The 23,935-nt window shown below is 65.1% G+C and carries 25 protein-coding genes; 2 read left to right on the plus strand and 23 right to left on the minus strand.

The window, feature by feature from the left end:
- Both INR38_RS23100 and INR38_RS23105 read left to right on the plus strand, forming a co-directional pair.
- Positions 1–987 (plus strand): diguanylate cyclase (locus INR38_RS23100; protein WP_242699170.1); only part of this gene is annotated, 987 nt, incomplete at its 5' end.
- 108 nt (positions 988–1,095) lie between these two features.
- Positions 1,096–1,764, plus strand: a complete 669-nt coding sequence (locus tag INR38_RS23105; protein ID WP_207443509.1) for a mechanosensitive ion channel family protein — start codon at positions 1,096–1,098, stop codon at positions 1,762–1,764.
- 71 nt (positions 1,765–1,835) lie between these two features.
- Here the strand turns inward: INR38_RS23105 and purT are convergent, their stop codons facing one another.
- The 23 genes from purT to rpmF all read right to left on the minus strand — a co-directional run bounded on the left by purT (position 1,836) and on the right by rpmF (position 23,800).
- Entirely contained in the window at positions 1,836–3,053 is a 1,218-nt protein-coding gene (gene purT / locus INR38_RS23110) for a formate-dependent phosphoribosylglycinamide formyltransferase (protein WP_207443510.1), read from the minus strand.
- Positions 3,054–3,163: 110 nt separating this feature from the next.
- The gene (locus tag INR38_RS23115; protein WP_207443511.1) at positions 3,164–3,826 is read right to left on the minus strand and encodes an N-methyl-D-aspartate receptor NMDAR2C subunit; all 663 of its coding nucleotides are present in this window, start codon (positions 3,824–3,826) and stop codon (positions 3,164–3,166) included.
- Between the two features lie 18 nt (positions 3,827–3,844).
- Entirely contained in the window at positions 3,845–4,504 is a 660-nt protein-coding gene (locus INR38_RS23120; protein WP_097205021.1) for a cold shock and DUF1294 domain-containing protein, read from the minus strand.
- Between the two features lie 7 nt (positions 4,505–4,511).
- The gene (locus INR38_RS23125; RefSeq protein ID WP_043821484.1) at positions 4,512–5,609 is read right to left on the minus strand and encodes an ATP-dependent 6-phosphofructokinase; all 1,098 of its coding nucleotides are present in this window, start codon (positions 5,607–5,609) and stop codon (positions 4,512–4,514) included.
- A 111-nt stretch (positions 5,610–5,720) separates the two neighbouring features.
- Positions 5,721–6,812: a beta-N-acetylhexosaminidase gene (nagZ, locus tag INR38_RS23130; RefSeq protein ID WP_043821482.1), complete on the minus strand. Its 1,092-nt coding sequence runs from the start codon at positions 6,810–6,812 to the stop codon at positions 5,721–5,723.
- A gap of 59 nt (positions 6,813–6,871) precedes the next feature.
- Positions 6,872–7,267, minus strand: coding sequence for a holo-ACP synthase (gene acpS / locus INR38_RS23135; RefSeq protein ID WP_012207056.1), 396 nt, complete (start codon positions 7,265–7,267; stop codon positions 6,872–6,874).
- Between the two features lie 20 nt (positions 7,268–7,287).
- On the minus strand, positions 7,288–8,061 hold the full coding sequence (locus INR38_RS23140) for a pyridoxine 5'-phosphate synthase (RefSeq protein ID WP_043821481.1): 774 nt from the start codon (positions 8,059–8,061) through the stop codon (positions 7,288–7,290).
- Entirely contained in the window at positions 8,058–8,828 is a 771-nt protein-coding gene (recO, locus tag INR38_RS23145) for a DNA repair protein RecO (RefSeq protein WP_012207058.1), read from the minus strand. Before recO ends, INR38_RS23140 begins: the two co-directional genes overlap by 4 nt.
- Positions 8,829–8,855: 27 nt before the next feature.
- Positions 8,856–9,890: a GTPase Era gene (era, locus tag INR38_RS23150; protein ID WP_097201544.1), complete on the minus strand. Its 1,035-nt coding sequence runs from the start codon at positions 9,888–9,890 to the stop codon at positions 8,856–8,858.
- Positions 9,887–10,570: a ribonuclease III gene (rnc, locus tag INR38_RS23155; RefSeq protein WP_012207060.1), complete on the minus strand. Its 684-nt coding sequence runs from the start codon at positions 10,568–10,570 to the stop codon at positions 9,887–9,889. Before rnc ends, era begins: the two co-directional genes overlap by 4 nt.
- Before the next feature lie 9 nt (positions 10,571–10,579).
- Positions 10,580–10,933, minus strand: a complete 354-nt coding sequence (locus tag INR38_RS23160) for a DUF4845 domain-containing protein (protein WP_043821478.1) — start codon at positions 10,931–10,933, stop codon at positions 10,580–10,582.
- A gap of 70 nt (positions 10,934–11,003) precedes the next feature.
- Entirely contained in the window at positions 11,004–11,981 is a 978-nt protein-coding gene (lepB, locus tag INR38_RS23165; RefSeq protein WP_012207062.1) for a signal peptidase I, read from the minus strand.
- A complete protein-coding gene (gene lepA / locus INR38_RS23170; protein WP_012207063.1) occupies positions 11,981–13,789 on the minus strand; it encodes a translation elongation factor 4 in 1,809 nt (602 codons plus the stop codon). The genes lepB and lepA overlap by 1 nt, the downstream gene beginning before the upstream one ends.
- Positions 13,790–14,217: 428 nt before the next feature.
- On the minus strand, positions 14,218–15,690 hold the full coding sequence (locus INR38_RS23175; protein WP_043783674.1) for a DegQ family serine endoprotease: 1,473 nt from the start codon (positions 15,688–15,690) through the stop codon (positions 14,218–14,220).
- A 304-nt stretch (positions 15,691–15,994) separates the two neighbouring features.
- Positions 15,995–16,711, minus strand: a complete 717-nt coding sequence (locus INR38_RS23180) for a sigma-E factor negative regulatory protein (protein WP_013800997.1) — start codon at positions 16,709–16,711, stop codon at positions 15,995–15,997.
- Between the two features lie 77 nt (positions 16,712–16,788).
- Positions 16,789–17,418, minus strand: coding sequence for an RNA polymerase sigma factor RpoE (rpoE, locus tag INR38_RS23185; RefSeq protein WP_043783676.1), 630 nt, complete (start codon positions 17,416–17,418; stop codon positions 16,789–16,791).
- Positions 17,419–18,063: 645 nt separating this feature from the next.
- Positions 18,064–19,308: a beta-ketoacyl-ACP synthase II gene (fabF, locus tag INR38_RS23190; RefSeq protein WP_013800994.1), complete on the minus strand. Its 1,245-nt coding sequence runs from the start codon at positions 19,306–19,308 to the stop codon at positions 18,064–18,066.
- A 39-nt stretch (positions 19,309–19,347) separates the two neighbouring features.
- Positions 19,348–19,587, minus strand: a complete 240-nt coding sequence (gene acpP / locus INR38_RS23195; RefSeq protein ID WP_003058049.1) for an acyl carrier protein — start codon at positions 19,585–19,587, stop codon at positions 19,348–19,350.
- A gap of 149 nt (positions 19,588–19,736) precedes the next feature.
- A complete protein-coding gene (gene fabG, locus INR38_RS23200) occupies positions 19,737–20,483 on the minus strand; it encodes a 3-oxoacyl-ACP reductase FabG (protein WP_013800993.1) in 747 nt (248 codons plus the stop codon).
- Positions 20,480–21,424, minus strand: coding sequence for an ACP S-malonyltransferase (fabD, locus tag INR38_RS23205; RefSeq protein WP_043796600.1), 945 nt, complete (start codon positions 21,422–21,424; stop codon positions 20,480–20,482). Before fabD ends, fabG begins: the two co-directional genes overlap by 4 nt.
- Before the next feature lie 56 nt (positions 21,425–21,480).
- Positions 21,481–22,458, minus strand: coding sequence for a beta-ketoacyl-ACP synthase III (locus tag INR38_RS23210; protein WP_012207070.1), 978 nt, complete (start codon positions 22,456–22,458; stop codon positions 21,481–21,483).
- Positions 22,459–22,463: 5 nt separating this feature from the next.
- Entirely contained in the window at positions 22,464–23,504 is a 1,041-nt protein-coding gene (gene plsX / locus INR38_RS23215) for a phosphate acyltransferase PlsX (protein ID WP_207443512.1), read from the minus strand.
- Between the two features lie 113 nt (positions 23,505–23,617).
- Complete coding sequence (rpmF, locus tag INR38_RS23220; protein WP_012207072.1) at positions 23,618–23,800, minus strand: 50S ribosomal protein L32; 183 nt, start codon at positions 23,798–23,800, stop codon at positions 23,618–23,620.
- Positions 23,801–23,935 lie beyond the last annotated feature (135 nt).

Raw genomic sequence — 23,935 nt, forward strand, 5'->3', positions numbered from 1 at the left:
GACGAGTCCGCGCCCTTTTGCGTGCTGGTCGTGGAAGACCAGGCCTCGGTGCGCACCAGCCTGGTCAGCGAGCTGCTGCACGCAGGCGTGACCCGCGTGCTGGAGGCTGCCGATGGCCCCAGCGCCCTGATCCTGTTCCGCGAGCAGCGCCCCGACCTGGTGCTGCTGGACATCCGCCTGCCCGGCGAGGATGGCTACTGGGTTGCCCGCCAGCTGCGCGAGGCCGAGCCCGGCGAGTGGACGCCCGTCATCTTCCTGTCCGGCCTGGACAATGACCTGGATGTGTGGCGCGGCATCGAGGCCGGAGGCGACGACTACCTGGTCAAGCCCGTCAAGCCCATCGTGCTCGTGGCCAAGCTGCGCGCCATGCGCCGCCTGCTGGACATGCGCAGACGCCTGGTATCACTGTCGGCCGAACTGCACGAGGCCAACCAGAAGCTCAATGAAATGGTCGAGCTCGACCAGCTCACGGGCCTGGTCAACCGCCGAGGCTTCGACCGCATCCTGCATGCAGAGATCGCCTCGGCCCGGCGCGAAGGCCAGCCGCTGACGCTGATGCTCTGCGACCTGGACCATTTCAAGCGCTACAACGACACCTATGGCCACGTGCATGGCGATGAATGCCTGAAACAGATCGGACGCCTGCTGCGCGAGGTCTGCGTACGCCCCCGTGACGTGGCGGCGCGCTATGGCGGCGAGGAATTCGCGCTCATCCTGCCGCGCACGCCGCGCTCGGGCGCCATGACGTTTGCGCGCGCCGTGGGCCAGATGCTGCGCGTGCTGCGCATACGCCACCCCGATTCGCCCCATGAATCGGGTCTCACGCTGTCGGGCGGCATCACCACCTGCATTCCCGACGAATACACCAGCGCCGAAGCCATGCTCATGCGCGCCGACCAGGCTCTGTACGCGGCCAAGGCGCAGGGGCGCGACCGCTTCTTCAGCTTCGAGATGCAGATGGACACGGTGGAGCAGCGCCGCACCTGACTGCCGGGCCTTGCGCCTGCGCTTACGATCGCAGCTCAATGCCGGGCGCGCGCGAGCTGCGCATCCGGGTCCCGAAAGCGGATTCCTGTTTCCTGAATGTTTGAAGTTATGCGTCGTTTTCAAGCGCACCTGCCCACCTGGATGCAGGATTGGCTGGAGTTCATCATCCCCGGTGCCCAGATCCTGCTGATCATCGGTGCGGCCTGGCTGCTCAATCGCCTGGTTCGCCGGCTGATCGCACGCGCAGGCCGGCACTACGGCCTGCCGCCGGAGCTGCTGGTGCCGCTGCGCGGCGTGTTCCGCTGGATTCTCATCGCCGCCACCGTGCCCCTGGTACTGGAGCGCCTGGGCGTCTCGGCCACCGTCCTGTGGACGGCCTTCACCGGCTTTGCCACCGTGGGCGCCGTGGCCTTCTTCGCGGCCTGGAGCGTGCTGTCCAATCTGTTCTGCGCCCTGCTCATCGTCATCGTCGGGCCTTTTCGCCTGGGTGACTACATCGAGGTGCTGGACACGGCCGAAAAGCCCGGTGCCAAGGGCCGCGTGATCGACATCAACATGCTCTACACCACCTTGCAGGACGCCCATGCGCCCGATGGCTCACCCAACCTGCTGCAGATCCCCAACTCGCTGATCTTCCAGCGCGTGGTCCGGCGCTGGAAGGGCGGCCTGGGTGTGGATGGCGAGCATGCCAGCCATGGCGAGGAGGAGCGCGCCATCCGGCTGACCACGCCGCATGATGCCCAGCCCTCGCAGCTGCCCATGCACACGACCAACTAAGGCCCCGACACCGCATGAAAAAAGCCGCCGCCCGGCAAAGGGACGGCGGCTTCGCCATTGAGCAGCGCGCCTCAGGGCTTGCGCGGCCGGACCTTGCTGGCGGCCAGCTTGGCGTTGGTGCGCGCCTGCTCCACATCCTGGGCGCGCGCCAGGGCCACGCCCATGCGGCGCTTGACGAAGCTCTCTGGCTTGCCGAACAGGCGCAGGTCCGTGCCCGGCACGGCCAGGGCCTCGTCCACGCCGTCGAACACCAGGCCTTCGGCATCCTGCCCGCCATAGATCACGGCGCTGGCTCCGGGGTTGCGCAGCGAGGCATCCACGGGCAGGCCCAGAATGGCGCGCGCATGCAGCTCGAACTCGCTTTGCCACTGCGTGGCCAGCGTGACCAGCCCCGTGTCGTGCGGGCGTGGCGAGACCTCGCTGAACCAGACCTGCTCGCCCTTGACGAACAGCTCCACGCCAAACAGGCCCAGGCCGCCCAGGTCATCGGTCACCGCCTTGGCGATGTCGCGCGACTTCTGCAGCGCCGCCGGGTGCATGGGATGGGGCTGCCAGCTCTCCACATAGTCACCAGACTGCTGGATGTGACCGATCGGATCGCAGAAATGCGTCTGCACCTGGCCGTCCGCACCCTTGGCGCGCACCGTGAGCTGGGTGATTTCGTAGTCGAAGTCGATGAAGCCTTCGACGATCACACGGCCATGGCTCACGCGGCCGCCGGCCATGGCGTAGTCCCAGGCCTTGGCCACGTCGTCCGGGCCGTCCAGCTTGCTCTGGCCCTTGCCCGAGCTGCTCATCACGGGCTTGACCACGCAAGGGAAGCCGATGGCGGGCTGGCCATCCGTGCCGTCGATGGCGGCCTGCAGCTCCTGCTGCGAGTCGCAGAAACGGTAGGGACTGGTGGCCAGGCCCAGCGTCTCGGCGGCCAGGCGGCGGATGCCTTCGCGGTCCATGGTCAGGCGCGCGGCGCGGGCCGTGGGGATCACGGTGACCCTGCCTGATGCTTCCAGCTCTTCGAGCATGGGCGTGGCAATGGCCTCGATCTCGGGCACGACCAGGTCGGGCTTCTCGGCCTCGATCAAGGCCTTGAGCTGGGCCGGATCGCTCATGGTGATGGTGCGCGCGTGGTGGGCCACCTGCTGGCCGGGCGCGTTCTCGTAGCGGTCCACGGCGATCGTCTCCACGCCCAGGCGCTGCAGCGCGATCAGTACTTCCTTGCCGAGTTCGCCGCTGCCCAGCAGCATGACTTTGGTGGCATGGGGGGAGTAAGGGGTTCCAAGGGTGGTCATCTGCGCGTCCGGTGAGCCAGGCGGAGCCTGGGCAAGATAAGAAAGAGAGGGAGGCAGGCCTGCACGGCCCGCAGCAGCCCCCGATCATAGGACGCCGACGCAGGCGCCGCCTACAAACCCAGCGCCTGCGCGAGGTTGCGCCGCGCCCGCGCCTCCAGCCGTTGCCGGAACCAGTCGGTACAGTAGATGGCCTCGCGCTGCATGAAGCCCTGCAGCACCTCGCGGCGCTTGGCGCGGTACAGCGGCAAGGGCACCCATTCGTACTCGGCCCGCACCTGCACTTCGTACTCAGCAAACCGCAGGGGGTCGGCCGCCAGAATGCCCAGGTCGGCATCCACCAGCAGTTGGGCGTCGATTCCGGACGGCTGTGCAGCGTGGCAAGTCGCCATGATCAGGCCGTGCACGCGCCCGGCCACTTCCGCCGGCAGACCCTGCCCGCGCAGTACGGCGGCGGCCCAGTCGGCGCTGCGCGCCTCGTTGTCCTTGGCTTGCGTTTGGTAGATAGCGTCATGGAACCACAGCGCCAGTGCCACCTCGCCGGAGTGCTCGGCCAGGCACAGCGCCGGTTGCAGCAGGCCCATGGCCTCACCCAGATGCTGCAGCGTGTGGTAGTGGCGCTGGGGCTCGCTGTAGCTTTGCAGCAGCTCGGCCAGCACAGTCTGCGGAGCGCTGGCACCCAGTGCGGACCAGGCGCTCTCCCAAGAAGCCTGCCAGGTCTGCAGCGATGCATCGTTTGCGGAGGGCATTTTGGCCCGTGGTCCAGCATGGGTCATCGCCAGTTCCTTCAATTTTCAGAAGATGCCGGGCGCCAGCGCCCGCAGCGGCGCACCTGCCGATGACAGCAGCCATGCCAGCAGGCCGCAGTTGAGCACCACGGTGATCCAGAACACCAACTGGAACGAGGCCTTGCTGGACTTGTGCCGCAGCAGCCCTTGCGCCAGCAATGCGCCGGGCCAGCCGCACAGCAGTGCCAGCAGGTGCAGACGGCTTTCGCTGGTGCGCCAGCGGTCGTTCCTGGCGGCGGACTTGTCGAATCCATAGACCATGAAGGTCACAAAGCTTGCCGCCGCATACAGGCCGACCAGTGTCCAGGGCATGCGGCCGCTCCAGGCAACAGCCAGCAGCACGCAGAAGAAGGCAGCGGCCAAGCCTACCGCCACCGGGCCTCGCACAGGCGGTAGAGGCCGCGAAGGCATGCCGGCACGGCTTCGCCGCGCAGGCTGCGGGCGGCCGGTCCTTGGTTCGTCAATGAAGGCCACATCCTGCGCGCGCCATTTTCCCTGGGCGTTGCGGCTGGGCACGTAGCTGACGCGCTCTCCGCCCTCGGGCCTGCGGCGGCGATCGGTGAAGGACTTGATATGGACAAAGACCTGCGCGCCGCCTCCATCGGGTTCGATGAAGCCAAAGCCCTGCTCGTCCTTCCAGCCGGTGAGACGTCCCTGCTGCCGCATGGCGGGCTCAGTGGCTGCCGGCTGCGGCCGGCCGCACATCCTGCTTGCCTGGCTCGCCCAGGCAAATGCCTATGTCGCGCGCCATGGTGAGCAGGCCGTGGTCCAGGGGCACGGTGCGCTGGGTGTTGGCCACGCGTGAGATTTCCACGCTGCCGATCTCGCCCCCCTGCAGCGTGACCATGCGGCCGAAGCGCCCCGACAGCACCAGTTGCGCCGCATGGTGGCCGTACTGCGTGGCCAGCACGCGGTCAAAGGGCGTGGGGTCGCCGCCACGCTGTACATGGCCGAGGACCGTGGTGCGCACCTCGCTCCTGAGGTGGGGCTGCAGGCGCTCGCGCAGCACATGGCCGACACCGCCCAGGCGGACCGGGTCGGGGCTTTGCTCGATGCGCTCGCGCACCGTGAGGCTGGCGCCGCTTTCCTTGGCGCCCTCGCCGATGCAGATGATGGTGTAGCGCTGGCGCTGCTCGCGGCCCCGGCAGAAATCGACGATGGCCTGCAGGTCGTAATCGATCTCGGGCAGCAGGATGACGTCGGCCGCACCGGCAATGCCGGCCTCCAGCGCCAGCCATCCGGCATGGCGCCCCATGGTCTCGACGATCATCACGCGGTGGTGGCTGTTGGCCGTGCTCTCGATGCGGCGCAGCGCCTCGGTGGCCGTTGCCACGGCGGTGTCGAAGCCAAAGCTGCGCTCGCAATTGGCAATGTCGTTGTCGATGGTCTTGGGCACGCCCACGCAGGTCAGCCCCACCTGTTCGGCCAGGCCATGCGCCAGGCTCATGGTGCCGTCGCCGCCGATGGCCACCACCACGTCCAGGCCCAGCGCCCGGACATTGCGGCCCACATGCTCCAGCGTGGCCGCATCGCGCAGGGGGTTGGCGCTGTTGCTGGTGCCCAGTATGGTGCCGCCCACATGCAGGATGCCCGAGACCTCGTCCCAGCCCAGCGGCTTGACGCCGGGCGGGTCGAGCATCAGGCCCTCGAAGCCGTCGGCAATGCCCAGCACCTCGCACTGGCCGTGGTTGATCAGGGACTTGGTGACAGCACGGATCACCGCATTCAGGCCGGGGCAGTCGCCACCTCCGGTCAGCACGCCAACGCGCATGGGAAAACTCTCCTGTGAAACACCGGCCGACGCGCCCGTTACGACACGCACATGCCTTTGCAAAGCCCGCCTTGGCCCTCGGAGCGGCCAGCGGCGGCGTCCATCAATCCATCAAGGCAGCAGGTCCAACGCCTGCAGATAGGCAGGCTGGCGCATGAGGTCGTCCCAGGGCTGGGGCACGGTCTCCGGCAGCAGGGCCACGCGGCGCGATTCGCTGTCGGCATCGGGCTGCCAGCGGCCGCTGCGCTGCGCGGCCTCCATGCCGGCCAGCAGCTCGTCCACATGCTCGCCCAAGCCCAGGCTCTGGTTGCACAGCAGCACCATGTCGCAGCCCGCCTCCAGCGCGGCCAGCGCCGCGTCGGTATAGCCGATGAGCTCGCCGTCGATGCGGCGCGCGCCCTCCATGCTCAGGTCGTCGCTGAAAATGGCGCCGTCGTAGCGCAGGCGGCTGCGCAGGATGTCCTTGAGCCACTTGGCAGAAAAGCCGGCCGGGCGCTTGTCCACCTTGGGGTAGATCACATGGGCCGGCATCACGGCCGTGAGCACGCTGGACAACCAGGGATAGGGCGCGGCGTCCTCGCCCAGGATGGCGGTGAGGCTGCGGCCATCGACCGGAATGTCCACATGCGAATCGGCCTTGACGAAGCCGTGGCCGGGAAAGTGCTTGCCGCAGTTGCCCATGCCGGCCTGCAGCAGGCCGTGCATGAGGCTGCGGGCCAGCGCGGCCACCACGCGCGGGTCGCGGTGGAAGCTGCGGTCGCCGATGACGCTGCTGGCACCGTAGTCAAGGTCCAGCACCGGGGTGAAGCTGAAATCCACGCCGCAGGCACGCAGCTCGGTGCCCAGCACGTAGCCGGCCGCCGTGGCGGCATTCATGGCGGCCAGGGCGCCGCTGCCTTCACGGTGCTTGCTGCCCTTGCCGTCGTCCATCCACATCTGGCCGAAGGCGCGCATGGGCGGCAGGTGCGTGAAGCCGTCAGCGCGAAAACGCTGCACGCGCCCGCCCTCATGGTCCACGCAGATCAGCAAATCGGGCTTGACCGCCTTGATATCGGCGCACAGCTGCACCAGCTGCTCGCGGCTTTCCCAGTTGCGGGCAAAGAGGATGATGCCGCCGACCAGCGGATGCGCCAGGCGCTGGCGGTCCACATCGGTGAGTGCCTTGCCGGCGATGTCGATGATGAGGGGTGCGTGCTCGGTCATGCCGGGAATTCCTATGAATCCTGTGGAGTCAAAAAAGCCAGCGTCACGCTGGCCGGGTATCAGGCGCGGCGCTCGACCACGCAGAAGCTGGCCGCGTAGTCGCTCTCGTCGGTCACGGACAGGTGCACCTGCAGGTTGCGCGCCTCGAACCATTCCTTGAGCGCGCCGTGCAGCACGATGGCAGGCTGGCCACTGGGCAGTTTGATGACCTCGCAACTGCGCCAGGTCATGGGCATGACCATGCCCATGCCTATGGCCTTGGAAAAGGCCTCCTTGGCGGAAAAGCGCGTGGCCACGAAGCGGATGCCGCGCTCAGGCCAGCGCGCGCGGCGGGCACGCCAGGTGGCCAGCTCGCCCTCGGCCAGCACCTTCTCGGCGAAACGGTCGCCATGGCGCTCCAGGCTGGCGCGGATGCGGCGCACGTCGCAGATGTCGGTACCGATGCCGTAGATCATGGATTCGCTCCGCGAAAGCTTCAGGCGCGCGCCGCCATGCCCTGGTCTATGCACTGCTGGTAGGCGCGCACGGTTTCGGCGTAGCCCAGCTCCAGCGCGTCGGCGATCAGCGCATGGCCGATGGAGACTTCGAGCAGGCCCGGCACGCGCGCCACGAAGGCGGCCAGGTTGTCACGGCTGAGGTCGTGGCCGGCATTGATGCCCAGCCCGGCATCCAAAGCCGCCTGGGCCGCCGCCGCATAGGCCTGCAGTTGCGCTTCCTGGTCTGCCGTGCCCCAGGCAGCTGCGTAGGGTTCGGTATACAGCTCGACCCGGTCGGCGCCCACGGCGCGCGCAGCGGCCATCTGGGCGGGCACGGGGTCCATGAACAGGCTGACGCGCACGCCGAGTTGGCGGCATTCGGCAATCAGCGGCTTCAGGCGCTCGGCGTCCTGCGGGAAGTTCCAGCCATGGTCGCTGGTGAACTGGTCCTCGCTGTCGGGCACGAAGGTGGCCTGGTGCGGGCGCGTGTCGCGGATGAAGTCCATGAGGTTCTGCGTCGGGTTGCCCTCGATGTTGAACTCCGCCTGCGGCCACTGTGTCATCAGCGCCTGCAGTTCATAGACATCCTCGCTGCGGATATGGCGCTGGTCGGGACGCGGATGGATGGTGATGCCCTGGGCACCGGCCTCCAGGCAGATGCGCGCGGCGCGCGTCACGCTGGGAATGCCCAGGTGGCGCGTGTTGCGCAGCAGCGCAACCTTGTTGACATTGACCGACAGCGCCGTGCGCTGCGAAGCGTGGGAAAGATTCATAGCGATTGCAGATCCATCATCAGCTGGCGGGTGCGCAGCATGGGACTGCCGCAATGGTATTGCAGCAGGGCCCTCAGTTGGGGCTTGAGGGCCAGCGCCTGCTCAGGTTGGGCCACCACATGCAGCGTGGCATTGAAGGCCTGCCGGGCCTGCAGCGCGCTTTCAATGGCCTGCCATTGCGCAGCGCCCAGCACGGCGCGCTCGCCCTGCAGCGCCGGGCGCAGGCCGCCTTCGGCCACCAGCGCATAGCGGCGGCCTTCGGCCAGCGGCGCCAGCGTGGCGCTTTCCTCATTCAAGGCGGGCAGATGGCCCAGTTCGCGCAGCAGCAGCAGCTCGAAGGTGCGCAGCACGGGCTCGATGGCATCGCCATGCTGGCCCGCCAGCACGCGCACCACGCCGGCATAGATGTCGAACAGCGCCGCATAGGGATCGTCTCGCGCCAGCAGGCGCATCAGCAGCTCGTTGAGGTACAGGCCCGACATCAGGGCGTCGCCCTGGGGCATGACATGCCCTCCCACCCACTCGGCGCCCTTGAGGGTGTGGATCTCGGCATTGCCCTCGCCGCCCAGGCTGTAGCTCAGGCTCAGCGGCTGCAGCGGCAGCAGCACGGGGCGAAAGTTCGAGGTCGGGCGCTTGACGCCCTTGGCCGCCAGCGCCACGCGGCCCCGGTGCCGCGTGAAGACCTCGAGGATCAGGCTGGACTCGCTCCAGTCATAGCTGTGCAGCACATAGGCCGGCTCATCCGAGACACGCTTGGCGCTAGCCATGGACAGAGGGCCTTGCGGGGAGGTTTCTCACTCGTAGCCGAAGGAGCGCACGCGGGCCTCGTCGTCGGCCCAGCCCGAGCGCACCTTGACCCAGACTTCGAGGAAGACCTTGGCATCCATGAGCTTTTCCAGCTCCTGGCGGGCCTCGGTGCTGATGCGCTTGAGGCGCTCGCCCTTCTCTCCGATGATCATGGCCTTGTGTCCGTCGCGCTCGACCACGATGGTGGCCGCCACGCGGATGAAGCGCTTGTGCTGCTTGCTGGCCTCTTCCTCGAACTTGTCGATGACCACCGTGGAGGTGTAGGGCAGCTCGTCGCCCGTGAAGCGGAACAGCTTCTCGCGCACGGTTTCCGAGGCGAGGAACTTCTCGCTGCGGTCGGTCAGCTCGTCGGGCGCATACATCCAGTCCTGCTCGGGCAGGTACTTCTCGCAGATGCCGAACAGGCGCTCGATGTCGCCCTTGCTCTTGGCCGACATGGGCACGAACTCGGCAAACGGATGGCGCTCCTGCATGCTCTTGAGCCAGGGGGCGATCTCGGCACGGCGGCCCACGGTATCGAGCTTGTTGGCGATCAGCAGCGTGGGAATGCCGGGCTTGAACAGCGACAGCACCTTGGCATCGGCCAGCGTGAACTGGCCGGCTTCCACGACGAACAGGATCAGGTCCACGTCGCCGATGGCGCCCATCACGGTCTTGTTGAGCGACTTGTTCAGCGCCGTACTGTGCTTGGTCTGGAAGCCCGGTGTATCGACGAAGATGAACTGCGTCGCGGCACGCGAGCGAATGCCCGTGATGCGGTGGCGCGTGGTCTGCGCCTTGCGCGAGGTGATGCTGATCTTCTGGCCCACCAGCGCATTCATCAGCGTGGACTTGCCCACATTGGGCTTGCCGACGATGGCGATCAGGCCGCAGCGCTGCGGGCCCGTCGGCACCTCGGGTGCCAGGGCTTCATCAGGGGCGGATGCCGTGCGTGCTGCGCCGGCGCCGGGCTTGGCCGCAGCCAGCAGGGCATCGAGTTCGGCGGCGGTCTGTGCCGGCGCCGGAGGTTTGTCTTGGTTCATGCGTGTCTTGCTTTCAATAGTTCCAGCATGGCTGTGGCAGCCGTCTGCTCTGCGGCTCTGCGCGAGGCACCCGTTCCCCGGGCCTGCAATTGCAGCTCTGCAATCGCGCAGGCCACTTCAAAGGTCTGGCGGTGGGCGGCTCCCGTGGTGGCGACCACCTCGTACTGCGGCAGCTTCATGCGCCGTCCCTGCAACCATTCCTGCAGGGCCGTCTTCGCATCCTTTTCGGCTGCGCGCATGTGGGGATTGATGTCCACGCCCTCGAAAAGATGGTGTACCACCTTCTCGCCCGCCGCGTAGCCGGCATCCAGATAGACCGCGCCGATCAGGGCCTCGACCGCATCGGCCAGGATGGAGGGGCGTTGCTTGCCGCCCGACTTGGATTCACCCTCGCCCAGGCGCAGCAGATCGGGCAACTGCAGCCTCAGCGCGATCTGGTGCAGCGTGCCTTCCTTGACCAGGTTGGCGCGCACGCGGGACAGATCGCCCTCGGGCATGGAACTGAGCCGCTGGTAGAGCAGGCTGGAAATGGCAAGGTTCAGCACCGAGTCACCGAGGAATTCCAGGCGCTCGTTGTTGTCTGCCGAGAAGCTGCGGTGCGTGACAGCACGCTGCAGCAATGCAGGCTCGGCAAATTGATGCTGCAGCCTCAGCTGCAGCGCATTCAGTAAGGGAGGCACCTATTGGGTCTACTTCTTAAAACGATAGGTCAGGTAGGCGGGGCCCACGAGGTGTATCTCGCGTGAGTACTCGAACCCAACGACCACACGGTCGTTGATTTTGGTCACTTCGAGGTCAGCCGGCTTCACTGAAGTGAAGTCATCGATGGCGGAGGAACGCTCAAAACTGGCCCTCACTTCAGCCACGGAATTGCCTTCGCTGGCCGCCTTGTTGGCAGCCTTGACGATGGCCTGGTACTCCAGGAAGACAGGCACGGATTGTGCGCCCACGGCCACCACGCCCACGCCCAGGGCAACCACAAACACCAGTCCCAGAAAGGACAGGCCGCGCTGGCGCGAACGCCGGTTGTTCGATGTCAACATGCTTTTTCCTCCTCCGATGCGAATCCCTCGCGCATGCCCGGTCCGATCCGGTCCTCAGGCATGCACCTGATCAATGGAAGCTGCCGATGCGCTTGAAATCCCCGAAGTTCATCCAGACAAAGAAAGCCCGGCCCACGATGTTCTTGTCGGGCACAAAGCCCCAGTAGCGGGAATCCAGCGAGTTGTCGCGGTTGTCGCCCATCATGAAGTACTGGCCCTCCGGCACCTTGCAGGTGATGCCTTCGACGCTGTAGCGGCAGTTCTCGCGGAACTCGAAGCCGCTGGCGCCCTGGATGAAGGCGGGCACGTCCTGGTTCACGATCATGCGGTGCGGCTTGTCGCCCAGCGACTCCTCGTACTGCTTGAAGTAGCGCATCGCATCCTTGTCGAAGAAGTCGGGCAGTGCATTGACCGGGACTTCCTTGCCATTGATCGTCAGCCGCTTGTTCAGGTAGGCGATCTCGTCGCCCGGCAGGCCCACCACCCGCTTGATGTAGTCCAGGCTGGGCTGGGGCGGGTAGCGGAACACCACCACATCGCCACGCTGCAGCGGCGTTCCCTGTGTGATCTTGGTGTTGATCACCGGCAGGCGCACGCCATAGGTGAACTTGTTCACCAGGATCAGGTCGCCCACGAGCAGCGTGGGGATCATGGAGCCAGACGGGATCTTGAACGGCTCGAACAGGAACGAGCGCAGCACGAAGACGATCGCGATCACCGGGAACAGGCCTGCCGTCCAGTCCAGCCACCAGGGCTGCATGAGGATGCGGCCCTTGGCCTCTTCAGACACCTCGATGTCGGTCTTGGCGATGCCCATGCGGTCGAGTTCTGCGCGGCGTGCCACGGCAGCCTCCTCGATGGCCACGGCAGCGCGGCGGCGGCGCGGCAGGAAGTACAGCCGCTCGGCCACCCAGTACAGGCCCGTGACCACGGTGGCCAGGAACAGCAGCAGCGCGAAGTTGCCCTCGATGAAGCCTGTGTACCAGGCGCCGATATAGCCCACGAAGGCCGCGAGTACGACGGCCGTAATCCATTGCATGGCTTGCATCAATCCTCCACTTGCAGGATGGCCAGGAAGGCCTCCTGGGGCACTTCCACCGATCCGATCTGCTTCATGCGCTTCTTGCCGGCCTTTTGCTTTTCCAGCAGCTTACGCTTGCGGGTGATGTCGCCGCCGTAGCACTTGGCCAGCACGTTCTTGCGCATGGCCTTGACGGTTTCCCGCGCAATGATGTTGGCGCCGATGGCGGCCTGGATGGCCACATCGAACATCTGGCGGCTGATGATCTCGCGCATCTTGGCCACCACGGCCCGGCCGCGGTACGTGGCCTGGGAGCGGTGCACGATGATGGACAGCGCATCGACCTTCTCGCCGTTGAGCAGGATGTCCACCTTCACCACGTCGGAGGCGCGGTACTCCTTGAACTCATAGTCCATGGAGGCGTAGCCGCGCGAGACCGACTTGAGCTTGTCGAAGAAGTCCAGCACGATTTCGCCCAGCGGCATCTCATAGGTGAGCATCACCTGGCGGCCGTGGTACTGCATGTTGATCTGCACGCCGCGCTTCTGGTTGGCCAGCGTCATCACCGGGCCCACATAGTCCTGGGGCATGTACAGGTGGACGGTGACGATGGGCTCGCGCACCTCCTCGATACGGCCGGCATCGGGCATCTTGGACGGGTTCTCGACCTGGATGACCTCGCCATCGCCCTTGACCACTTCGTAGACCACGCTGGGCGCGGTGGTGATCAGGTCCTGGTCGAATTCGCGCTCCAGGCGCTCCTGCACGATTTCCATGTGCAGCAGGCCCAGGAAGCCGCAGCGAAAGCCAAAGCCCAGCGCCTGCGAGACTTCAGGCTCGAACTGCAGGGACGAATCGTTGAGCTGCAGCTTCTCCAGCGCATCGCGCAGCTGGTCGTACTCGCTGGCTTCGGTGGGATACAGGCCCGCGAACACCTGGGGCTTGATTTCCTTGAAGCCGGGCAGGGCCTCGGTGGCGGGGCCCAGGTTGTTGGGAAGCTTCTTTTCCAGCGTGATGGTATCGCCCACCTTGGCTGCCTTGAGCTCCTTGATGCCGGCAATGATGTAGCCCACCTCGCCGGCGCGCAGCACGTCGCGGGGCACGTCGGCCGGAGTGAACACGCCCAGGTTGTTGGCTTCATAGGCAGCGCCCGAGGCCATCATCTTGAAGCGCTCGCCACGCTTGAGTTCACCATCGACCACACGCACCAGCATCACGACGCCGACATAGGTGTCGAACCAGCTGTCGATGATCATGGCGCGCAGCTGGCCATTGGGATCGCCCTTTGGCGGCGGCACCTTGGCGACCACCGCCTCCAGGATCTCTTCGATGCCCATGCCGGTCTTGGCCGAGCAGGGAATGGCGTCGCTGGCATCGATGCCGATGACATCCTCGATCTCGGCCCTGGCATTTTCGGGATCGGCCTGGGGCAGATCCATCTTGTTGAGAACAGCCGTCACTTCCACGCCGAGTTCCAGCGCGGTGTAGCAGTTGGCCACGGTCTGCGCCTCGACGCCCTGCGAGGCGTCCACCACCAGCAGCGCTCCCTCGCAGGCCGACAGCGAACGCGAGACTTCATAAGAGAAGTCAACGTGGCCGGGCGTGTCGATGAGGTTGAGGTTGTAGACCTGGCCATCCTTGGCCTTGTACTGCAGGGCTGCGGTCTGCGCCTTGATGGTGATGCCGCGCTCTTTCTCGATATCCATCGAGTCCAGCACCTGGGCTTCCATGTCACGGTCAGCCAAGCCTCCGCAACGCTGGATGAGGCGGTCAGCCAGCGTCGACTTGCCATGGTCGATGTGCGCAATGATGGAAAAATTTCTGATGTGGTTCATCAACGGGAAGGACTGCTAGTGAAAGTGGAAAACGACAGGGCCGGCGCGCAAGAAAAAAGGGCGCGTCCATGAACGACGCGCCCCGAACCAACAATCTCTGGCAACTGCGATAGTTGGGACTTTATTGTAGGCAAAACGGGCTGAAAACCAAGCCCTGACAAGGCCTGCAAAGGTCCGGGCTTGATCTGTCACAATTATTTATCAACAGTTTATCAACAGAACCGCCGAGCCATTTCTCGCCCGTCGATCACCGGATAGTGCGGTGCTTTTGCACCGCAACAATCCCCTTTGAAAACAGGTTTCTGACGCCTTGAGCCGTCACGCTTTGGTGGGGCATTTTACCCAATGCCCCAAGGGGCATGGGCGGCTCCGGGTCAGGATTCCGAGGGTATTCCCCAGGATCCGGAAAACCGCCCTCCCCTGCGGCCTCAGCGCGCCGGACGGATCAGCACGTACTGTGCCCATTCCCCACGGCGCACCAGCAGGTTCACGGGCTTGCTCTTGTCCACCTTGGCCAGCGTGGCCTCGAAGCTCTTGAGCCCCGTGATCTCGACATTGGCCAGTTGCAGGATCACGTCGCCTTCGCGCAGGCCCGCACGTGCCGCAGCCTCGACGGCCGCCGTCACGCGCACGCCGCCCTTGATGCCCAGCTCCTTCTTCTGGGCATCCGTGAGCTCGGCCAGCGTCAGGCCCAGCGGCTGGGAAACCAGGGTGCTGCCCTTGCCGGTGGCCTTGGCCTGCGGAGCCGCGCCGTCCGGCTCGACCTCGGCGATCACCATGGTCAGATCCTTGGCTGCGCCGCGACGGAAGACGGTGATGGTACTGCGTGTGCCGGGCTTGGTATTGCCCACCAGGCGCGGCAGGTCGGCCACCTTGTCGATGGCCTTGCCGTCGAACTTGATGATCACGTCACCGGCCTCGACGCCCGCCTTGGCAGCGGGCGAATCCGGCTCGACGGCCGAGACCAGTGCTCCCTGCGCCTTGCCCAGGCCAATGGATTCGGCAATGTCCTTGGTGACCGGACCGATCTGCACGCCAATGCGGCCTCGCGTGACCTTGCCGGTGGCGCGCAGCTGGTCGCTGACACGCACGGCCTCATCGATCGGAATCGCGAAGCTGATGCCCATGAAGCCGCCGGAGCGCGAATAGATCTGGCTGTTGATGCCCACGACCTCGCCGCGCATATTCAGCAACGGGCCGCCCGAGTTGCCGGGGTTGATGGCCACATCGGTCTGGATGAACGGCAGATAGTCGCCCGTATCGCGCTGCTTGGCACTGACGATGCCCGCCGTGACGGAGTTGTCGAGGCCGAAGGGCGAGCCGATGGCCATCACCCACTCGCCGACCTTGAGGCGGTTCACATCGCCGATCTTCACGGCCGGCAGCCCTGTGGCGTCGATCTTGACCACGGCCACGTCGGTGCGCTTGTCGCTGCCCACGATCTTGGCCTTGAACTCACGCTTGTCGGTCAGCGTGACGATGACTTCGTCAGCGCCTTCGACCACGTGGGCATTGGTCATCACAAAGCCATCGGCCGTCAGGATGAAGCCGGAACCCACGCCGCGCGGCTGCTCCTCGTCAGGCTGTGAACGCGGCTGTGGGCGCTGGCGCGGCACATTGGGCACGGGCAGGCCAAAGCGGCGGAAGAATTCGAGCATGTCCTCGTCCATGCCCAGCGCCTCGGCGGAGTTGGCCGACACCTTCTCCAGCGTGCGGATGTTGACCACGGACGGGCCGACCTGCTCGACCAGATCGGTGAAGTCCGGCAGCCCCCGCACCACGGCGCCACTTTGCGCATGGGCGGCACTCACCGGCACCAGCATTCCTGCGCTGCCTGCAGCCAGCGCCAGAACGCCGGCCAGTGTGCAGGACTGCAGCGTCTTCCATCGAACAGTGGTCATGGTCATCCTTTCCATCTCAATCATTACGTTGCCCCGACGCCATCGCGCCCAGGCGGTTTGTTCGGACACATGGCAGCCGACTTGCTTTCGGACGAACGTCACATTCTGGCGCAGTCCTGGCGAGCATCGGCCAGACGATGGCTCAGAAGCCTGAAAGACGCGGTTAGTTCCCGAATCGGCAGCATGCATGCGGCGCGAACCGCCGTGCATGGAGCACAAATGACTGCACCCGCGTCCATTTCAATGCCGAAAGGCTGGACGCGGGTGCAAAAGAAAGCAGGAGAGCAATGCTCTCCTGTGAGATTCAGCGCTGGTTGGCGCGCGGTGCCGAGGCGAAGTTGGCGTTGCGCAAGAAGCTGGCAGGCATCTGCAACGTGGCCGGGCCACTGTATTGCGGATGGGAGGCCAGCAGCGCATCCAGGCGCGGATCACGCAGCATCACGCTCTGCCCGTAGGGTCCGGCCACCGCCACGACCGAGGAAGACTGGGCCGTATCGCCAAGCGGGAAGTCCTGGGCATTGCCAGCCACCGCAACCGGCGCCGACGGAGCACCCGTCTCAAGGGCCGCCAGGGCCCGGCCCGGCGCCGCGCCGGGACCGGCAGGCGCGCCCAGCATCACGCTCCAGCCAATGGCAGCCACGGCCGCCACGGAGGCAAAGCCCGCCGCCATCTTCCAGCGGAATACCGAGGCATTGGCCGCATCGCGCAGCGGCGCTCCATTGATCACAGCCCGATCCTGCGCCGGATGCGCAATTTGCGCCAGCTCTTCGGTGGCCACGGAGACCAGCGGACGGCGAGGCTCGTTGGCCAGTTGGGCGCGGATTCCGGAGAGCACATCGTGCCGGCTGTGATGCGCCAATTCCGGGGAACGCAGCACATCGCCCACGAGGTGGTACATGCGCCACTCCTGCTGGCCTGCATCGCTTTCCGCATAGGCCAGCACGGCCTGCAACTCTGCGGCAGAGAGTTCACCATCAGCCAATGCCGACAATTGTTCGCGCTTCGTCAGATCGTCATTCATGATCAATCACCTGCTTGTCTGCTTTGAGACCCTGTACCCAAAAAATGCACCACCCGGCGGCCACAACCCCGTCACGCCTACCAACGCTTGCCCGACTGGCGCTCCAGCAAAGGCTTGACCCTGGCTGAAATCGCTTCCCGTGCGCGAAAAATCCGTGAGCGCACGGTGCCGATGGGGCAACCCATGGCGTTCGAGATTTCCTCGTAGCTCAGGCCTTCGATTTCCCGTAACGTGACAGCCTGTCGGAGATCCTCGGGCAAAGCCTCCATGGCGGCGTTGACTGCCTGGGCAATTTCCTGGGCTGCCAGGATCGTTTCGGGCGTTTCTTCGGTGGTTAGTTCCTGGCTGACCCGGGAAGTTTCATCATCGTCATCCCCGTTGTGTAACGCGCTTTCGGTGATCAGCGGCGAGCGCTTCATGTCCAGCAGCGCCTTCTTGGCAGTATTCACGGCAATGCGGTACAGCCAGGTATAGAACTGGGCATCACCCCTAAACTGGTGCAGGGCCCGATAGGCGCGAATGAAGGTTTCCTGCGCAATGTCCGGCACCAGGTCCACATCGCGCACCATGCGGCCGATGAGGCGCTCGATGCGGCGCTGGTACTTGATGACCAGCAGCTCGAAGGCCCGCATGTCTCCTGCGTTGGTGCGCTCGACCAGAGCCAGGTCGCTATCGGCAGAAGAAGGCGGGAATTCGGGAGGCGTCATGAAATCGGTGAAGACGGGCCGCGGCGGCCCTGGCGCAGTCATTGCGCCCGTTCTGTAGGTCTGGCCGGGGAATATACAGCACGCCGCAAATCACCCCAGGTTTCCGGACTCTGCCTGCACAACAGGAGCAGCCAGCGGGAGCTGCGCCAACGCAAGGGCCCCGCCGGCACCATGGAACTCAGGGAACGGACCTGCGCCCACAACCACGATCCACCATCGGCTCGCACCTGCAGCAGCACCGGCTGCGCAGCCTGGCCTGGGTCCGACTCGCAGATCGACCACTGCACGCCATCCCAGGCGATGAAACCTTTACCCAGGCTGTGCCATCCATGCCACATGCCTGCAGCAGCAACCAGGCAAACCGCAACGGCCACGGCTGCAGGCCACCACCCTAACTGGAGATTCAAGGCCCATGCCAGCAAAAGCATGGCGGACAGCAGCCAAAGCGCACAAAGACACACTGCCACGGTGCGCGATGGCTTCAGCGGATGGCGAACTGCGGGCGGCGCATGGCGAGACGGCATGCCTGCAGTGTCGCAAAACCGCAGCATGACCGACATTTATCCTGCTTTCACCTGGCACATGCGCGAAATAAAAAAGCCCGCTCCCTTGCGGGGCGGGCTTTTCATGTGCGTTGCGCAGGCCTCAGATCCGCTTGAACACCAGCGTTCCGTTGGTGCCTCCGAAGCCGAAGTTGTTCTTCACTGCCACCTCGATCGTCGCGTCCCGCGCCGTATTGGCGCAGTAGTCGAGATCGCACTCCGGGTCCTGGTTGTCCAGGTTGATGGTCGGAGGAATCTTTTGCTCGTGCAGTGCCAGCACGGTGAAGACGCTCTCGATGCCACCAGCACCGCCCAGCAGGTGACCTGTCATGGACTTGGTCGAACTGACAACGATTTTCTTGGCGTGATCGCCCAGAGCCGCCTTGATGGCGTTGGTCTCGTTGAGGTCGCCCAGCGGCGTGGAAGTGCCGTGCGCATTCAGATAGTCGATCTGGTCGGCATTGATGCCGGCATTTCGCAAAGCTGCCAGCATGGCGCGGCGCGGGCCGTCCATGTTGGGTGCCGTCATGTGGCCGGCGTCGGCACTCATGCCGTAGCCGCACAGTTCGGCGTAGATCTTGGCACCGCGGGCCTTGGCATGCTCGTACTCTTCCAGCACCAGCACGCCCGCGCCTTCGCCCAGCACGAAGCCGTCGCGGTCCTTGTCCCAGGGGCGCGAAGCGGCCTTGGGATCATCATTGCGCGTGGACAGGGCGCGCATGGCGGCAAAGCCGCCGACGCCCAGGGGGGAGACCGTGGCTTCCGTGCCACCAGCCACCACCACATCGGCATCGCCGTATTCGATCATGCGTCCCGCCTCGCCTATGCAGTGCAGCCCGGTCGTGCAGGCAGTCACAACAGCAAGATTCGGCCCCTTGAAGCCGAAGCGCATGGACACATGGCCAGCCACCATGTTGATGATGGAGGCAGGCACGAAGAACGGCGTGATGCGGCGCGGTCCGCGCGCAGCCAGTTCCGCGTGGGTGTTCTCGATCAGCGGCAAGCCGCCGATGCCCGAACCGATCACGCAGCCGATGCGCGTGGCCAGATCATCCGACAAGGCCTCGCCCGTGGGCAGACCTGAGTCCTGCACGGCTTGCGCCGCAGCAGCGATGCCGTAATGGATGAAGGTGTCCATGGAGCGCGCATCCTTGGCGCTCATGTACGACTCCACATCGAATCCCTTGACCTCACCCGCAATCTTGCAGGCAAAGTTCGAGGCATCGAACTTGGTGATGAGGTCAATGCCGGACTGGCCGGCCAAAAGATTGGCCCAGGCGTCGCCCACCGTGTTACCCACGGGGGAGATGCAACCCAGGCCGGTCACGACAACGCGACGACGGCTCATGCGTAAAACCTTCTGCTGATCGCTCGGGTCAGGGCCCTATCAGGCCTTCTGGTGGGTGTTGGCGTAGTCGATGGCGTTTTGCACCGTCGTGATCTTTTCCGCGTCTTCGTCGGGGATCTCGATGCCGAATTCATCTTCCAGGGCCATCACCAGCTCCACCGTGTCCAGGGAGTCAGCACCCAGATCAGCCACGAAGGCCTTTTCGTTGGTGACTTGAGACTCTTCAACGCCGAGTTGTTCGGCAATGATTTTTTTGACACGTGCTTCGATATCGCTCATGGTTTCCCTCTGGGGGTTGTGAATGAACCCGCGATTCTAGCTGCTTCGGGCCTCAGGCCCTCTTCAGCCGGCCGTCGCGAGGAAACGGCCTCTTCTGTTGCAAGCAACGCCGGCTTCTGGCAGGGGTCTGCCCGAAGCCGCCGCAGCACTTACATGTACATGCCGCCGTTGACGTGCAATTCCTGGCCGGTGACGTATCCCGCACCCGCAGATGCGAGGTAGGCCACGGCATGGGCGATATCACTGGGCTGGCCCAGATCGCCCATGGCGATCTGCGATTTGAGGGCGTTCTTCTGCTCTTCGGGCAGCTCCGCCGTCATGTCGGTGGCAATGAAGCCAGGCGCCACGCAATTGACCGTGATGCCGCGGCTGCCCAGTTCACGGGCCAGCGCGCGCGTCATGCCGGCAACGCCGGCCTTGGCGGCTGCATAGTTGGCCTGACCGGGGTTGCCGGAGGCGCCAACGACGCTGGTGATGTTGATGATGCGGCCAAAACGCTGCTTCATCATGGGCCGAATGGCCGTACGGCTGACTCGGAAAACGGCCTTGAGATTGGTGTCGATCACCGCATCCCAGTCGTCGTCCTTCATGCGCATGGCCAGCGTGTCGCGTGTGATGCCGGCGTTGTTGACCAGCACATGCAGGCCGCCGTCATTCTTGACGATGCTGTCGATCAAGGCGTCGACGGCCGCCCCATCCGTGACATTGAGGTTCACGCCGCGGCAGCCCTCATGGGCCGACAGGGCCTGGCCGATCTTTTCCGCGCCACCGTCGGTGGTGGCCGTGCCGATCACGCGGTAGCCGCGCGCCGCCAACTCCTGGGCAATGGCAGCACCAATGCCACGCGAGGCGCCCGTCACCAGGGCAACCTGGGGCTTGTTCTGGTTGTCAGTCATGCGAGGGATTCTTTCACGTCGGCCAGCGTGGCCGGATCATAGAGGGCAGCGGCCGTCAGGTCCGCGTCAATCCGCTTGGTCAGGCCCATGAGCACCTTGCCGGGACCGCACTCGACGAGATGCACGATGCCGCGCGCCTTCATGGCCTGAACGCATTCAACCCAGCGCACCGGGCCAAAGGCCTGGCGATACAGCGCATCGCGGATGGCGTCGGCGTCTTGCTCGACCGCCACGTCGATGTTGTTGAGCACGGGAATCTGCGGTGCAGCCAGCGCCGTGGCAGCCAGCGCCGCCTTGAGCTTTTCGGCCGCAGGCTTCATCAGGCTGGAATGGAACGGCGCCGACACAGGCAACGGCAGGGCACGCTTGGCGCCTGCGGCCTTGAGGGCTTCGCAGGCCTTTTCGACAGCAGCCTTGCTGCCAGCGATCACGGTCTGCGAAGGATCGTTGAAATTGACGGCTTCGACGACTTCAGCGCCACCCAGGGCAGCCGTGACCTCGGCGCAGCCTGCGCGCACCTTGTCGGCGTCCAGGCCCAGGATGGCCGCCATGGCGCCCGTGCCCACGGGCACGGCCTCCTGCATGGCTGCAGCACGCAGGCGCACCAGCGGGGCAGCCTGGGCCAGCGTCAGCACGCCCGAGGCGACCAGGGCGGAATACTCGCCCAGCGAATGGCCTGCCACGACATCGGGCAGCGCGCCGCCTTCGGCCTGCCACACGCGCCAGGCGGCCACACCGGCCACCAGCATCACGGGCTGGGTGTTGGTGGTGAGCGCCAGGGCTTCCTTCGGTCCTTGCTGGATCAGCTGGCCGATGTTTTCACCCAGCGCCTCGGAGGCTTCGGCCAGCGTCTGCGCCACGACAGGATGGTCACCCCATCCGTCGAGCATGCCCACCGATTGCGAGCCCTGGCCAGGAAAGACGAATGCAAACTTCTTCATATTTTCAAAAATAAAAGCCGCGCCATGGGAGCCTGCCGACAGGCAGGCATCCCGCATCACATCTTGAGAAGCACCGCACCCCAGGTGAAGCCACCGCCCACGCCTTCCAGCAGCACGGTCTGCCCAGGCTTGACCTGGCCATTGCGCACGCCGTGGTCCAGCGCCAGCGGGATCGAGGCGGCCGAGGTATTGCCATGCTGGTCCACGGTCACCACCACCTTGTCCATGGACAGCTTGAGCTTGCGCGCCGTGCTTTGCATGATGCGGATGTTGGCCTGGTGAGGGATCAGCCAGTCGATATCGGCATCGGTGAGCCCGGCCTTGTCCAGCGTCGCACGGGCGGCCTTTTCCAGCACGCCGACCGCCAGCTTGAACACGGCCTGTCCATCCATCTTCAGCAGCGGATCGCCGAGCACCTGTCCGCCGGACACATTGCCCGGCACGCAGAGGATGCCGACATGCTTGCCATCGGCATGCAGGTCGGACGCCAGAATCCCAGGCTGCTCGGACGCCTCCAGCACCACCGCGCCGGCGCCGTCGCCGAACAGCACGCAGGTCGTGCGGTCGTTGAAATCAAGGATGCGGCTGAAGACTTCGGAACCCACCACCAGCGCGCGGCTTGCGGCGCCGGACTGGATCATGGCATCGGCCACCGTGAGAGCGTAGACAAAGCCGCTGCACACAGCCTGCACGTCAAAGGCCGCGCAGCCATTGGCGCCAAGCTTGTTCTGCAGGATGCAGGCAGTGGACGGGAAGACCATGTCGGGCGTCGAGGTGGCGACGATGATCAGGTCGATGTCCTGTGGCTGGCAGCCAGCGGCCTCCAGCGCCTTCTTCGACGCCTCCAGGGCCAGATCGCTGCTGGCCACGTCGGGCGCGGCAAAGTGACGGGCATGGATGCCGGTGCGCTCGACGATCCACTCGTCCGAGGTCTCTATGCCACGCTGGGCCAGTTCGGCAGCCAGATCGTGATTGGTGAGTCGGCGGGGTGGCAGGTAGCTGCCCGTGCCGGTGATGCGTGCGTAGCGTCTCATCTGTATTAGGGCGCCGACGGTCCCGATTCCGAGTGCGCAGCCAGCAAAAGAGGCAGGGCTGCGGAGATGCGGGTACGGACACGGTCGAGCAGGTTGTTGCGGGCCGCATCATACGCGCGGTTCAGCGCGTGCTCGAAAGCCAAGGCATCGGCTGACCCATGGCTTTTGAACACCAGCCCACGAAGGCCCAGCAGCGCCGCACCGTTGTGACGCCGATGGTCGACGCGATTCATCAGCGCAGTTAACACCGGATAGGCAACGATTGCAGCCATTTTGGTGAAGATGTTGCGCTTGAACTCCTGCTTGAGGGCATTGGAGATCATGGACGCCACCCCCTCGGAAGACTTGAGGGCCACGTTGCCCACAAAGCCGTCACAGACCACGACCTGGGTCGTGCCCTTGAAGATATCGTTGCCTTCGACGTTTCCGTAGAAGTTCAGGTGACCGGCCTTGCCTGCCGCGCGCAACAGTTCGCCCGCACGCTTGATAACTTCGCTGCCCTTGATCTGCTCTTCGCCGATATTGAGCAGGCCCACCGAAGGCGCCTCTTCGTTGTTCAGCGCAGACACCAGGGCCGAGCCCATGACGGCGAACTGCAGCAGATGCTCGGCCGAGCAATCCACGTTGGCACCCAGGTCCAGCACCGTGGTGGCACCACCCTTGGCATTGGGCAACTGGGGAGCGATGGCGGGGCGATCGATGCCATCCAGCGTCTTGAGCAGGTAGCGCGAGATGGCCATCAGCGCACCCGTATTCCCAGCCGACACGGCAGCAGCAGCCTGGCCATCCTTGACCTGCTGGATGGCGACGCGCATCGAGGAATCCTTCTTCCTGCGCAGCGCCACCTCGATCGGGTCATCCATGCCGACGACTTCCGAGGCCGGCACCACACTGGCGCGCTCATGCGCGAAGCCAGCCAGCGCATCGGGCTGGCCGACCAGCAGCAGCCGGGCGTCGGAATGGGAATCGAGGAACTGGCGGCACGCCGCGAGCGTGACGCGGGGGCCGTGATCACCCCCCATGCAGTCAACGGCCAAAGTGATCATGAGCGACTGGCAAGCCTGTTGCAAGGCCTGGAAAGATAGGAACGGCCATCAGAAAAAACAAAAGCCCGCGCTACGAAAACTGTAGCCGCGGGCTCTGCGGGAACGGTCGAAGGTCAGGCTTCGGACTTGTTCTTCAGCACTTGACGGCCGCGGTACACGCCGTTGGGGCTGATGTGGTGACGCAGGTGGGTTTCACCGGTGGTGGGTTCCACGGCGATGCCAGGCACATTCAGTGCATTGTGCGAACGGTGCATACCGCGCTTGGAGGGGGACTTCTTGTTCTGCTGAACAGCCATGATGGCTCCTGTGTATCTGAAAAGGGTTGGTAAAAAACGCGATCAGCCCATTAAAGACACGAGGGGGTTTCGCGCGAAGCCCTTGATTATAGCGCAATCGCTTTTCCCGGCCTCGACCTTTTTTCCGGGCATCTC

This window comes from Delftia sp. SD018 (genome assembly GCF_017355445.1).
Lineage (GTDB): Bacteria > Pseudomonadota > Gammaproteobacteria > Burkholderiales > Burkholderiaceae_C > Comamonas > Comamonas acidovorans.

Bases quoted from the DNA above. Each gene is read 5' to 3' on its own strand.
- rpmF (WP_012207072.1), bottom strand. From the start codon at position 23,800: ATGGCTGTTCAGCAGAACAAGAAGTCCCCCTCCAAGCGCGGTATGCAC.
- fabF (WP_013800994.1), bottom strand. From the start codon at position 19,308: ATGAGCCGTCGTCGCGTTGTCGTGACCGGCCTGGGTTGCATCTCCCCC.
- recO (WP_012207058.1), bottom strand. From the start codon at position 8,828: ATGGCTAGCGCCAAGCGTGTCTCGGATGAGCCGGCCTATGTGCTGCAC.
- lepA (WP_012207063.1), bottom strand. From the start codon at position 13,789: ATGAACCACATCAGAAATTTTTCCATCATTGCGCACATCGACCATGGC.
- INR38_RS23105 (WP_207443509.1), top strand. From the start codon at position 1,096: ATGCGTCGTTTTCAAGCGCACCTGCCCACCTGGATGCAGGATTGGCTG.
- INR38_RS23210 (WP_012207070.1), bottom strand. From the start codon at position 22,458: ATGAGACGCTACGCACGCATCACCGGCACGGGCAGCTACCTGCCACCC.
- INR38_RS23120 (WP_097205021.1), bottom strand. From the start codon at position 4,504: ATGCGGCAGCAGGGACGTCTCACCGGCTGGAAGGACGAGCAGGGCTTT.
- nagZ (WP_043821482.1), bottom strand. From the start codon at position 6,812: ATGACCGAGCACGCACCCCTCATCATCGACATCGCCGGCAAGGCACTC.
- fabD (WP_043796600.1), bottom strand. From the start codon at position 21,424: ATGAAGAAGTTTGCATTCGTCTTTCCTGGCCAGGGCTCGCAATCGGTG.
- purT (WP_207443510.1), bottom strand. From the start codon at position 3,053: ATGACCACCCTTGGAACCCCTTACTCCCCCCATGCCACCAAAGTCATG.
- fabG (WP_013800993.1), bottom strand. From the start codon at position 20,483: ATGACTGACAACCAGAACAAGCCCCAGGTTGCCCTGGTGACGGGCGCC.
- INR38_RS23115 (WP_207443511.1), bottom strand. From the start codon at position 3,826: ATGACCCATGCTGGACCACGGGCCAAAATGCCCTCCGCAAACGATGCA.
- INR38_RS23175 (WP_043783674.1), bottom strand. From the start codon at position 15,690: ATGACCACTGTTCGATGGAAGACGCTGCAGTCCTGCACACTGGCCGGC.
- rpoE (WP_043783676.1), bottom strand. From the start codon at position 17,418: ATGACGCCTCCCGAATTCCCGCCTTCTTCTGCCGATAGCGACCTGGCT.
- era (WP_097201544.1), bottom strand. From the start codon at position 9,890: ATGAACCAAGACAAACCTCCGGCGCCGGCACAGACCGCCGCCGAACTC.
- acpS (WP_012207056.1), bottom strand. From the start codon at position 7,267: ATGATCTACGGCATCGGTACCGACATCTGCGACGTGCGCCGCATCCGC.
- INR38_RS23160 (WP_043821478.1), bottom strand. From the start codon at position 10,933: ATGTTGACATCGAACAACCGGCGTTCGCGCCAGCGCGGCCTGTCCTTT.
- lepB (WP_012207062.1), bottom strand. From the start codon at position 11,981: ATGCAAGCCATGCAATGGATTACGGCCGTCGTACTCGCGGCCTTCGTG.
- acpP (WP_003058049.1), bottom strand. From the start codon at position 19,587: ATGAGCGATATCGAAGCACGTGTCAAAAAAATCATTGCCGAACAACTC.
- INR38_RS23180 (WP_013800997.1), bottom strand. From the start codon at position 16,711: ATGAATGACGATCTGACGAAGCGCGAACAATTGTCGGCATTGGCTGAT.
- plsX (WP_207443512.1), bottom strand. From the start codon at position 23,504: ATGATCACTTTGGCCGTTGACTGCATGGGGGGTGATCACGGCCCCCGC.
- INR38_RS23140 (WP_043821481.1), bottom strand. From the start codon at position 8,061: ATGAATCTTTCCCACGCTTCGCAGCGCACGGCGCTGTCGGTCAATGTC.
- INR38_RS23125 (WP_043821484.1), bottom strand. From the start codon at position 5,609: ATGCGCGTTGGCGTGCTGACCGGAGGTGGCGACTGCCCCGGCCTGAAT.